At 70.0% G+C, this 10,380-nt stretch carries 10 protein-coding genes and 2 pseudogenes; 5 read left to right on the top strand and 7 right to left on the bottom strand.

The features are described 5' to 3' along the window. Positions 1 to 108: 108 nt before the first annotated feature. Positions 109 to 639 (bottom strand): NUDIX domain-containing protein, encoded by a 531-nt coding sequence (locus ACFYYH_RS03890; RefSeq protein WP_388545520.1) that lies wholly within the window; start codon positions 637 to 639, stop codon positions 109 to 111. A gap of 1 nt (position 640) precedes the next feature. Then, positions 641 to 1,413 (bottom strand): annotated as a pseudogene (locus tag ACFYYH_RS03885) (tetratricopeptide repeat protein); the annotation flags it as partial. 54 nt (positions 1,414 to 1,467) lie between these two features. On the opposite strand from ACFYYH_RS03885, the pseudogene ACFYYH_RS03880 reads away from it, so the two are divergent. Continuing rightward, positions 1,468 to 1,636, top strand: a pseudogene (locus tag ACFYYH_RS03880) (site-specific integrase); the annotation flags it as partial. Positions 1,637 to 1,643: 7 nt separating this feature from the next. On the opposite strand, the gene sodN reads toward ACFYYH_RS03880, so the two are convergent. Then, positions 1,644 to 2,039 carry a superoxide dismutase, Ni gene (gene sodN / locus ACFYYH_RS03875; RefSeq protein WP_388545518.1) on the bottom strand — a complete coding sequence of 132 codons (396 nt, stop codon included), beginning with the start codon at positions 2,037 to 2,039 and terminating at the stop codon, positions 1,644 to 1,646. A gap of 161 nt (positions 2,040 to 2,200) precedes the next feature. On the opposite strand from sodN, the gene sodX reads away from it, so the two are divergent. Continuing rightward, complete coding sequence (sodX, locus tag ACFYYH_RS03870; RefSeq protein ID WP_388545516.1) at positions 2,201 to 2,617, top strand: nickel-type superoxide dismutase maturation protease; 417 nt, start codon at positions 2,201 to 2,203, stop codon at positions 2,615 to 2,617. Here the strand turns inward: sodX and ACFYYH_RS03865 are convergent. Beyond that, entirely contained in the window at positions 2,521 to 3,150 is a 630-nt protein-coding gene (locus ACFYYH_RS03865; protein WP_388545514.1) for a CGNR zinc finger domain-containing protein, read from the bottom strand. The two genes, sodX and ACFYYH_RS03865, sit on opposite strands and share 97 nt — an antisense overlap. An 89-nt stretch (positions 3,151 to 3,239) precedes the next feature. Here ACFYYH_RS03865 and ACFYYH_RS03860 point away from each other — a divergent pair, with 89 nt between their 5' ends. After that, on the top strand, positions 3,240 to 4,001 hold the full coding sequence (locus tag ACFYYH_RS03860) for a class I SAM-dependent methyltransferase (RefSeq protein ID WP_388545512.1): 762 nt from the start codon (positions 3,240 to 3,242) through the stop codon (positions 3,999 to 4,001). Between the two features lie 523 nt (positions 4,002 to 4,524). Here ACFYYH_RS03860 and ACFYYH_RS03855 read toward each other — a convergent pair. The 3 genes from ACFYYH_RS03855 to ACFYYH_RS03845 form a co-directional block, all read right to left on the bottom strand. Continuing rightward, positions 4,525 to 5,286 (bottom strand): amino acid ABC transporter ATP-binding protein, encoded by a 762-nt coding sequence (locus tag ACFYYH_RS03855; protein ID WP_388545509.1) that lies wholly within the window; start codon positions 5,284 to 5,286, stop codon positions 4,525 to 4,527. Then, positions 5,283 to 6,197: an amino acid ABC transporter permease gene (locus ACFYYH_RS03850; protein WP_388546313.1), complete on the bottom strand. Its 915-nt coding sequence runs from the start codon at positions 6,195 to 6,197 to the stop codon at positions 5,283 to 5,285. The genes ACFYYH_RS03855 and ACFYYH_RS03850 overlap by 4 nt, the downstream gene beginning before the upstream one ends. Positions 6,198 to 6,378: 181 nt before the next feature. After that, the gene (locus tag ACFYYH_RS03845; RefSeq protein ID WP_388545506.1) at positions 6,379 to 7,344 is read right to left on the bottom strand and encodes an ABC transporter substrate-binding protein; all 966 of its coding nucleotides are present in this window, start codon (positions 7,342 to 7,344) and stop codon (positions 6,379 to 6,381) included. Positions 7,345 to 7,873: 529 nt separating this feature from the next. On the opposite strand from ACFYYH_RS03845, the gene ACFYYH_RS03840 reads away from it, so the two are divergent. Then, the gene (locus ACFYYH_RS03840) at positions 7,874 to 9,238 is read left to right on the top strand and encodes an NADP-dependent malic enzyme (RefSeq protein WP_388545505.1); all 1,365 of its coding nucleotides are present in this window, start codon (positions 7,874 to 7,876) and stop codon (positions 9,236 to 9,238) included. A 140-nt stretch (positions 9,239 to 9,378) separates the two neighbouring features. After that, positions 9,379 to 10,341, top strand: coding sequence for a zinc-binding dehydrogenase (locus ACFYYH_RS03835; RefSeq protein ID WP_388545503.1), 963 nt, complete (start codon positions 9,379 to 9,381; stop codon positions 10,339 to 10,341). The last annotated feature ends 39 nt before the right edge of the window (positions 10,342 to 10,380 follow it).

Below are 10,380 nucleotides of genomic sequence, written 5' to 3'. Positions count from 1 at the left end.
GGGGAGGAGGAGACGGGCTTGATGCCTTGACGACGTGCGAACGACCGTGGCGCGCGTCCGCCTGTTGCGAACGGTCGCCCTGGCAATAGTCGGGGCCGGTTCGTACTGCTATCGCCAGCCGTCAAGGGAGACCTCTGAGTCTCCCCCTAGATAATGGTGGAGGGCGCTTGAGGTGGTGTCCACGAAGTCCTTGGGGATGGAATTGGCGTCGACCCATCGGACCTGGGAGTGCTTGCGGGGTTCGCGGTTTTCGGGGTCGCCGGTCCATTCGTGGGCGGCGAAGACGACCGTGAGGAAGCCGTTGGGGGCCTCGACGCCCCAGGCGCCGTGGATGATGTGGGCGACCTTGAGGGACTCGGCCTTCACCGTGAGGCCGGTCTCCTCGTAGAGCTCGCGGACCGCTGTCTCCGTGATGGGTTCGCCGGGTTCGCTCTTGCCGACGGGGAGGTCCCACATGCCTTGGGCGAACTTGGCGTTTTCGCTGCGCTGGAGGAGGACGACGCGGTTGGTCGCCTTGTCGTGGACGATGACGGCCGCGACCAGCAGGGTCATCGATTCGAGCGCCGGCTTGAGGGCCTTCGGCTGGTCGTCGGTCTGCTGGGGCACGGTGTTCCCTTCGTCGGGCGGGTTGTTGGGCATGTTAGGCGAGAGCTTCGCGGGCGCGCCGGGCAAGTTCTGCCGCGCCGGGGACCTTGCGACGCTGGTAGACCGCGAGCGTGGAGCGGATCGAGGTGATTGCCTTACGGGTCCGGTCGGAGGTCATGCCCTCCATGAGGGCCAGGGCCTGGGTCCAGGCGGCGACGGCCTCGTCGGCGCGGGCCTGGGCGGCGAGGCTGTCGCCGAGGTCGGCGTGGGTGAGGGCGTGGACGCGCTTGTACTTCGCAGGATCCCAGCGGGTGAGGGCGTCGCGGTGCTGCTGCTCGGTACCGATGTGGTCGGCGAGATCGGTCAGGGTGCGGGCGGTGTGGCTGGCCACGGTGCCGGCGGCGGGGCCACTCACGCGGGAGTAGCTGGGTTGAGGGACGTCGTTCCGTAAGAGGGCGTCCTCGGCGGCGAGCAGGGCGCGTGCGGCCGACGAACTCTCCTCCCTGGCCGCGTAGGCGCGGGCATGGGTGGTGTGGAGGAGGGCTTCCGTCTGACCGCCGACGTGGCCGAGGCCCCGCCGTAGAGCACCTTCGACGAGGTCTACGCAGTGGTGGGGCTGCTTCAGGCTCAACGCTTGGTGAGCTAGAGCGCGCATCATCCCAGCGGCGTGACCATGGGGGTCGGCTTCGCAGGCGAGCTGACCTGGTAGTAGCGCTGGGCGGCGCCTTCCTGGCCGAGGTCGTGGTGCTTCCACCCTGCGAGGTAGGCAAGTTCGGAGACGGCTCCGAAGACGGCCCGGCGTAAGGCTTCGCTGGGGAAGAGTGCGCGGTGGGGTGCACCGACGACTGGGAAGGCGCGATCCCGGAATGGGAGCGGGTGCAGGTCCTCGGGCACGCGTCCGCCGTGATCACGCTGCGGATCTACGCGCACCTGTGGCCCGGCGAAGAAGACCGCACCCGGACCGTCATGGACGCCGTTCTCGGCGGCCTGCGGACCGGGTGCGGACCCGGAAGACCAAGCGACCAAGGAAATCGCAGGTCAAACGGCATGATCGAAGATCAGGCCTTCTTCGTCTCCCAGAAGATGCGGTCGATCTCGGCGATGAGTTCCAGCGCCTTCTCGCCCGTCTTCGGGTCGGTCGAGGCCTTCGCGGTGGAGAGCGCCTTGAGGGTGTCGTTGACGAGCTGGTGGAGCTGGGGGTACTTCTCGAAGTGCGGGGGCTTGAAGTAGTCGCTCCACAGCACTGAGACATGGTGCTTGGCGAGCTCGGCGCGCTGCTCCTTGATGACCGTCGCGCGTGCCTGGAAGTGGGCGTCGTCGTTGCCCTGCATCTTTTCCTGGACGGCCTTGACCGACTCGGCCTCGATGCGGGCCTGGGCGGGGTCGTACACACCGCAGGGGAGGTCGCAGTGGGCGCTGACCTTCACCTTCGGGGCAAACAGGCGGGAAAGCATGGAGCTGTCCTTCCTCGTGATCGTCTTCTCAGGTGCGACATTACTCGGTGAGAAGCGTGATTTCGCGAGTGCCCCCTAGGGCTTAGGACAAAAGTCCGGGGCGGATCCGGGGTGGATGGGGGACCGGTGGTGGCACGTACCGTGGGACCGGGAGGTGCCGGATGACGGAGCACGGGCGGCAGCCGAGGGCGCAGTTGGGGATCGCCGAGGTGAGGGGGCCGTCCATGTATCCGACGCTCAAACACGGCGATCAGCTCCTGGTGCACTACCGCGCCCCGGTGAAGGCGGGCGCTGTGGCGGTGCTCAGACACCCGTTGCAGCAGGACCTGCTCATCGTGAAACGGCTGGTCGAGCGGCGCGACGGCGGATGGTGGGTGCTGGGGGACAATCCCGGCGCCGAGGGCGACAGCCGGGTGTTCGGCGCCGTGCCCGAGGAACTGCTGCTGGGGCGGGTCAGGGCCCGGTACCGCCCGCCGGCCGGTCAGCGGTCCGTACGCGCGGTGGCCTCCTGGCTGTTCTCGGCGCTGCGGCCGGTGCCGGCGGTGCGCTCGGTCTCCAGGCGTTTGCGGGCCCGGTAGGCGGCGACATTGGCCCGGGTCGCGCAGCGGTCCGAGCAGTAGCGGCGCGACCGGTTGGTGGAGGTGTCCAGATAGGCGTTGCGGCACGGCGCCGCCTGGCAGAGCCCCAGCCGGTCGACCCCGTACTCGGTGAGGTGGAAGGCGAGCCCCATCGCCGCCGTCGCCGCGTATCCCGCCGTCGCGTTCGAGGGATGGTCCGCGAGATGCATGTGCCAGCGCGGACGGCCCTCGTCGTCGAGGAAGTCATGGCCGGAGATCTGCGGGCTGACGGGGAACTCCAGCAGCAGTGAGTTGAGCAGATCCACCGCCTGGGTGGCCTCGCCCGCGTCGGCGGCGGCGAAGACCGCGCGCAGCCGGGCCCGTACCGAGCGGAAGCGGGTGACATCCGCGTCGGTGGCGCGGCGCGCCGCCTGGGAGCTGGGGCCGAAGAGGGCGCGTACGGCCTCGACCGAGGTCAGGGAGTCCGTGCCGCGGGCCGGTTCCTCGGTGTTGACCAGGCGTACGGCGGAGTCCGAGTAAGAGGCCAGTTCCACTTGTAGTCCTTACGGAAGCGGTCTAGAGTCGGGTCGAGCGTGGATGTAATAGATGCTTATGGCTATAGGGTATTACAGAGGAGAGGTCGATGACCGAGACGGCAGCCGGGACCGACTGGAGGGCCTGGCAGGAGAGCTGGGATCGCCAGCAGGAGTGGTACATGCCGGACCGTGAGGAGCGGTTCCGGGTGATGCTGGACATGGTCGAGGCCGTGGCGGGCCCCGAGCCGAGGGTGCTCGACCTCGCCTGCGGGACGGGGAGCATCACGGACCGGCTGCTGCGCCGGTTCCCGGGCGCCACCAGCATCGGTGTCGATCTCGACCCGGCCCTTCTCGCCATCGCCCGCGGCACCTTCGCCGGGGACGACCGGGTCGCCTTCGTGACCGCGGATCTCACGGACCCCGGCTGGACGCGGCTGCTGCCCCACGGCTCGTACGACGCCGTCCTGACCGCGACCGCGCTGCACTGGCTGCACGCCGGGCCGCTGGCCGCGCTGTACGGGCAGCTCGCGGGGCTGGTCAGGGACGGCGGTGTCTTCATGAACGCGGACCATATGACCGATCCGGGCACCCCCCGGATCAATGCCGCCGAGCGCGCGCACCGGCACGCGGGCATGGACCGGGCCAAGGCCGCCGGTGCCCTCGACTGGGCCGAGTGGTGGGACCTCGCCCGCGAGGATCCCGTCCTGGCCGCGCCGACCGCCGAGCGTTTCGAGATCTACGGGGAACACGCCGACGGCGACACCCCGTCCCTGGACTGGCACGCCAGGACGCTCAGGGAGGCGGGCTTCGGTGAGGCGCGCGCGGTGTGGGCCTCGCCCTCCGACACCCTCGTCCTCGCGCTGAAGTAGCCGCTGAAGCAGCCCTTCAGGCAGCGGCCGGAGCGGCCGAGGCGGCGTCCGGAGCGGGCGGCGGGGGAGCCGGCACGCGGGCGGCCGGAGTAATCGCCGGGGGGCGCCCGGCCCGGCGGTCAGCACCCGGGGAGCGCCCGGCCCGGCGGTCAGCACCCGGTGCCCGTGCCGCCCCGGTGCCTGCCGGCTCTGCCCGTGCCGCCCCGCTCCATACGGTCCTCCAGCCTGCCGCCCCGCTCCGTACGGCGTCCCCGCGTGCGAGGTCCTTCCGTACGGACGGAGCGCGCGCGGCCGTGCACCGTCCCGCGCCACGTCCCCGCGCCCCACGCCGTCCCGCCCCCGCTGTCCCGCTCCACGCCCGGCCGCCGTCGGCCCGGCCCGTACCCACACCGGCGCCGCCTCCCCCGTCGGAGGCGGACGTACGGCGCTGCCGCCCGGGGACGGTAAGGATGTGCGGGGGCGGTACGGACTGGTCCGTACCGCCCCCGTGCCCGCCCCGGCAGTCGCTCTCGCTACGGCACGTTCACAGCACCTTCGACAGGAACGACTTCGTCCGGTCGTGCTGCGGATTCGTCAGGACATCGCGGGGATGGCCGGATTCGACCACCACACCGTCGTCCATGAAGACCAGGGCGTCACCGACCTCACGGGCGAAGCCCATCTCATGGGTGACCACGATCATCGTCATGCCGTCCTGGGCCAGATCGCGCATCACGTCGAGGACATCGCCCACCAGCTCCGGGTCGAGCGCCGAGGTCGGCTCGTCGAAGAGCATCAGCTTCGGCTCCATGGCCAGCGCGCGGGCGATCGCCACGCGCTGCTGCTGGCCGCCGGAGAGCTGGGACGGGTAGTTCCCCGCCTTGTCGGCCAGGCCGACCCGGTCGAGCAGCCGCTCGGCGCGGGCGCGGGCCACGGCCTTCGTCACCCCGGCGACCTGGACCGGCGCCTCCATGATGTTCTCGATCGCCGTCATGTGCGGAAAGAGATTGAAGCGCTGGAAGACCATGCCGATGTCCCGGCGCTTCCTGGCGACCTCGCTGTCCTTCAGCTCATGCAGCTTGTCGCCCTTCTCGCGGTAGCCGACCAGCTCGCCGTCGACCGAGAGCCGGCCGGCGTTGATCTTCTCCAGATGGTTGATGCACCGGAGGAAGGTCGACTTGCCCGAGCCCGAGGGCCCGATCAGACAGAAGACCTCCTGCGGGGCGACCTCCAGGTCTATGCCCTTGAGGATGTGCGCGGTACCGAAGGACTTGTGGACGCCCTCGGCCTTGACCATGGCTGTCACTGGGCACCCTCCGAGGGGCGGTTGCTGAAGGACGCGAGGTTCGCCCTGAGCCGCTGCCACGGCGTGGGCGGCAGGCTCCGCTGCGAGCCGCGGGCGAAACGGCGCTCCAGGTAGTACTGGCCCACGCTGAAGACACTGGTCATCACGATGTACCAGATCGACGCGACGAAGAGCATCTCCATCACGGCGTACGAGGTGGAACCGATCTGGGACGTCGAGCGCAGCAGTTCGTTGTAGGTGACCGCGTACACCAGTGACGATGTCTTGAGCATGTTGATGAACTCGTTGCCGGTCGGCGGAATGATCACGCGCAGCGCCTGGGGCAGCACGATACGGCGCATGGTCTTCGCCTGGGTCATGCCGAGCGCGTGCGACGCCTCGGTCTGGCCCTCGTCCACCGACTGGATGCCGGCCCGGCAGATCTCCGCCATGTACGCCGCCTCGTTCAGTCCCAGCCCCAGCAGGGCGCACATGAACGGGGTCATGACGTCCGTCATCTCGTCCTTGTAGATGAACGGGATGTTCAGGATCGGGAAGATCAGCGCCAGGTTGAACCAGAGCAGGAGCTGCACATAGACGGGTGTGCCGCGGAAGAACCAGATGTAGAGCCAGGACACCCAGCTCGTCACCGGGTTCTTGGAGAGCCGCATGACGGCCAGCACCACACCCAGCACCACGCCGAGCACCATCGCGAGCACGCTGATCAGCAGGGTCCGGCCGGCGCCGGTCAGCACGCTGCTGTCGAAGAGGGTGTCCGAGACCGCGCTCCACTGGATGTTGCCCTGGGAGAACGCGTAGGCCAGCGCGACCAGCAGCAGGACCACGACCACGCCGCTGACCCAGCGGCCGTAGTGCCGTACCGGGACGGCCCTGATGAGATCCGGCGGCGAGGCCGGGGCCGGATCCTTCACGACGGAGACGGTGGAGGTGGCGGGGACGCCGGAGGCGGTGGAGGCGGTGGGGACGCCGGAGGCGGTGGAGGCCGCGGTGGCACCCGCGGCGTCGGCCGCCCCGGGTGTCCGCCGCACCTCGTCAGACTTGTCAGTCACGTCGACTGCCCTTCAACAGCTTCAGCTTCAGCGGGGGTCGCGGTCACTTGCCGCTGTTGATCGCGGCCTTGTCGATCGCCCCGCTGGTCGCGCCCCACTTCTCCAGGATCTTCTGGTACGAGCCGTCCTCGATGATGGCGTCCACCGCGGCCTTGAGCGCGTCACGCAGGCCGGTGTTGTCCTTGTTCACCGCGATACCGAACGGGCCGGCGTCGACCTGCTCGCCCACGACCTCGAACGCGTTGCCGCCGTCCGCCTTGCGGGCCAGGTCGAGCGCCACCGGGTAGTCGTTCACTCCGGCGGCGGCGCCGCCCGACTTCACCCGGGTCTGGGCCTCGGTGTCGTTCTCGAAGGGCTCGATGGTGACGGCCTTCTTGCCGCTGTCCTTGCAGACCTTCGACTGGTTCTGGAGCGCCTTCTCGTATGTGGTGCCGCGCTGGACGGCCGCCGTCAGACCGCACAGGTCCTCGATGGACTTGAGGCCCTTCGGGTTGCCCTTCTGGGTGTAGACCGCGGTACCGGCGAGGAAGTAGTCGACGAAGTCGACGCCCTTGCCGAGCTTCTTGCCGCTGTCGTCGAGCCCTTCCTGGCGCTGCTTGGTGTCCGTGATGGAGGACATGGCGATGTCGTGGCGGCCCGTGTTGAGGGCCGTGATCAGGCCGTCGAACGAGCCCGAGGTGAACTCGAACTTCACGCCGAGCTGCTTGCCGAGCGCCGCGGCGATATCGGGGTCGACACCGATGATCTTGCCGTTCTCGACGGACTCCATCGGGGCGTACTCGGCGTTCGTGCCCACCTTGATCACGCCGGACTTCTGGTACTGGGCGGGAAGCTGGTCGAACAGCGGCGCGTCGGACGTCTTGGTGCTCGTGCCGCCGTCCGCCGAGCCCTCGTTCGTCTGGTCGCCGCAGGCGGTCAGCAGCAGTGCGCCCGCGACCGCGATCGCGCCGGCCGCGGCGATCCGGGACCTCGCGGCGGTCGTACAGCGGCGGGTGATGCGTGCGGTCATGATCAGGTCCTCCGGCGGTGAGGGAAGCTGCCAAGTGGCCGAGCACGCGTCTTCGAGTGTCGCGACCGTTTGTGATTAGGGCATCTTGCCATTCGGACTGGCCCATTCAGGGGGCCGGGCATGTCAAAATCGGATAACGGGACACCCCCCACCCCCAACATGGCGGTACCTCAAGACCGGACCTTCTGTTGGAATGCCTTCTTCCGGCCGGAGGATCTCCGGTTCCTCGCCGTTCCCGCATATGATCCATGCCGAACCCTTCGGTATGCCGACATGTCCGGCAGTTCGGCCATGAGTCGTGATGCCGCGTCTTTATGGAGTCGTGGCCGCCGAGGTCCGTCGGGTAAGAAGGACGATTACACCCCTCATCCGGGGCCCAGGGCGCGTGTGCGGCGCGCCCGCGCGTCCGTACGACCCCCTGCCGGGCGGGCCAACCGACCTCGTGGGGCACGGACGCGGTGCCCACCCACCCCTCCTCAACCAGGAGTGGCCACCCTCAACCGATGAAGAAGTAAGGGGTCACCAACACATGGCAGCGGAGATCGTCAATCCTCGCAGCACCGGCGCCGGGGCCGGCCGCGATGACGGCGGCGACGGCGGCAGTGGCCGTGGCGGCGGCGCGGAGTCCGGCCGGGGCGGTACGGGCCGGGGCGTTACGGGGAGCGTTCGCGGCGCGGGGAGTGCTCAGGGCGCGGGGGGTGTTCGCGGTACGGAGCGTGCCCAGGACGAGCCGTTCGATCAGGCTTTCGATCCGGCCTTCGCCCTGCACCGCGGCGGCAAGATGGCCATCCGGGCGACCGTGCCGATCCGTGACAAGGACGACCTGTCCCTCGCGTACACCCCCGGCGTCGCCAAGGTGTGCAGCGCCATCGCCGACCGGCCCGAGCTGGTCCATGACTACACCTGGAAGTCGCAGGTCGTCGCCGTCGTGACGGACGGTACGGCGGTGCTGGGACTCGGCGACATCGGGCCCGAGGCCTCGCTCCCCGTGATGGAGGGCAAGGCGATCCTGTTCAAGCAGTTCGGCGGGGTGGACGCGGTGCCGCTGGCGCTCGCCACCACCGACACGGACGAGATCGTCGAGACCGTCGTGCGGCTCGCGCCCTCCTTCGGCGGCGTCAATCTGGAGGACATCTCGGCGCCGCGCTGCTTCGAGATCGAGCGCAGGCTCCAGGAGCGGCTGGACATCCCGGTCTTCCACGACGACCAGCACGGCACGGCCGTGGTGACGCTCGCCGCCCTGCGGAACGCGGCGAAGCTGACCGGGCGCGTCCTGGGCGACCTGCGCGCCGTCATCTCGGGCGCGGGCGCGGCCGGTGTCGCCATCGCGAGGTTCCTGCTGGAGGCGGGCATCGGCGATGTCGCCGTGGCCGACCGCAAGGGCCTCGTCAGCCCGGACCGCGGCGATCTGAACGACGTCAAGCGCGAACTGGCCGGGCTGACCAACCGCGCCCGGCTCTCCGGCTCGCTGGAGTCGGCGCTCTCCGGCGCGGATGTCTTCATCGGCGTGTCCGGCGGTACGGTGCCGGAGCCGGCGATCGCCTCGATGGCGCCGGGGGCGTTCGTCTTCGCGATGGCCAACCCGAACCCCGAGGTCCACCCCGACATCGCGCACCAGTACGCGTCGGTCGTGGCCACCGGGCGCAGCGACTACCCGAACCAGATCAACAATGTGCTGGCCTTCCCGGGGATCTTCGCGGGGGCGCTCCAGGTGCGGGCGTCCAGGATCACCGAGGGCATGAAGATCGCGGCGGCCGACGCGCTGGCGGATGTCGTCGGTGACGAGCTCGCGGCGGACTATGTGATCCCGTCGCCGTTCGACGAGCGGGTCGCCCCGGCCGTGACGGCGGCGGTGGCCGCGGCGGCGCGGGCGGAGGGCGTGGCCCGGCGCTGACCGCACGGGACGCCGGCCGGGCCGCACCGTCCCCCGGGGCAGGCCTGGCCAGGCACTGTCCGGGGGGACGGCGCGGCCCGGGTCGTCTCTCCGTTCTCCGTACGGTTCCTTCGCCCGGCCGGGCCCTTAGGGTCGGGGTCATGTTCGCCGCCTACGCAGCCCGTACCGACGTCAACGATCCCCTCAACGGCCTTGAGCTGGGCGAGCGCCCGGCCCCCGAGGCGCGACCCGGCTGGACCACCGTCACGGTGAAGGCCGCCTCCCTCAACCACCACGATCTCTGGTCGCTGCGGGGGGTGGGGCTGCCCGACGGCAAGCTCCCGATGATCCTCGGCTGTGACGCGGCCGGGCTGGACGAGGACGGCAACGAGGTCGTCGTCCACTCCGTCATCGGGCAGACCGGCCATGGGGTCGGCCCGCGCGAGACCGCCACGATCCTCACCGAGCACTACCAGGGCACCTTCGCCGAGCGGGTCACCGTGCCCGTGTGGAACGTCCTGCCCAAGCCCGCCGCGCTCTCCTTCGAGGAGGCCGCCTGTCTGCCCACCGCCTGGCTCACCGCGTACCGGATGCTCTTCACCAACGCCGGTGTGCGGCCGGGCGATTCGGTGCTCGTCCAGGGCGCGGGCGGCGGGGTGGCCACCGCCGCGATCGTGCTCGGCAGCGCGGCGGGGCTGCGGGTGTACGCCACCAGCCGTGACGCGGCCAAGCGGGCGCGTGCGGTCGAACTGGGCGCGCTGGAGGCGTTCGAGCCCGGCGCGAGGCTGCCGCAGCGGGTGGACGCGGTCATCGAGACGGTCGGAGCGGCGACCTGGTCGCACTCCGTCAAGTGTCTTCGGCGCGGCGGCACGCTGGTGATCTCGGGCGCGACGAGCGGCGACCGGCCGGCGCACGCCGAACTGACCCGGATCTTCTTCCTGGAGCTGAAGGTGGTCGGCTCGACGATGGGGAGCAAGGACGAGCTGGAGGATCTGCTCGCGTTCTGCGCGACGACGGGGGTGCGGCCGGTGATCGACGCGGTGCTGCCGCTGGACCGGGCGCGTGAGGGCTTCGAACGGATGGCGGCGGGCGACCTGTTCGGGAAGGTGGTGCTGAAGCCCTGAAGCCCTGAAGCCCTGAAGGTCTGAAGTCCGACGTGGATG

Origin of the sequence: Streptomyces sp. NPDC002018 (assembly GCF_042890865.1) — a bacterium.
Taxonomy (GTDB): domain Bacteria; phylum Actinomycetota; class Actinomycetes; order Streptomycetales; family Streptomycetaceae; genus Streptomyces.
This window is presented reverse-complemented; position numbering and strand designations above follow the sequence as displayed.